General features: G+C 30.9%; 1 protein-coding gene. It reads left to right on the top strand.

Annotated features, from left to right (window positions below; all coding sequences use genetic code 11):
- Positions 1-154: 154 nt before the first annotated feature.
- Positions 155-322 carry a hypothetical protein gene (locus ACLUXO_RS10330; protein WP_412137459.1) on the top strand — a complete coding sequence of 56 codons (168 nt, stop codon included), beginning with the start codon at positions 155-157 and terminating at the stop codon, positions 320-322.
- Positions 323-350 lie beyond the last annotated feature (28 nt).

Below are 350 nucleotides of genomic sequence, written 5' to 3'. Positions count from 1 at the left end.
GTCATTTGGCTGCTTCTTTTTTTACTTTCAACCCGTAAAAAAGTTGAAAAAATAAAAAAATTCAAAAAACTTTTTATGCATTTAACCTAGAAAAGACATAAAATCCGAACGATTTTGCCGGAAAAGCAATTTTTCCAAAAGGTGCACAAGGATTTTGAAAAACAAAAAAGAAAACGGCCTTTACAACACCTCCTGGCGTTTGGTAGAAAAGACAATTAAAAGGCAAAAGTTGACGAAAAAGAAAAAACAAGGTAAAGTATTAAATGTCTTCAAGGCAAGCAAGAAGCGCTTTCGTAAAGAAAGACAATTGAAGACAAAATAAAAATATCAAAAACTTGTTGACAATAATC

The organism is Lactobacillus delbrueckii subsp. bulgaricus (genome assembly GCF_046938665.1).
GTDB lineage: Bacteria > Bacillota > Bacilli > Lactobacillales > Lactobacillaceae > Lactobacillus > Lactobacillus delbrueckii_C.
The sequence above is the reverse complement of the archived record's forward strand: the minus strand, read 5'-3'. Positions and strand labels throughout refer to the sequence as shown.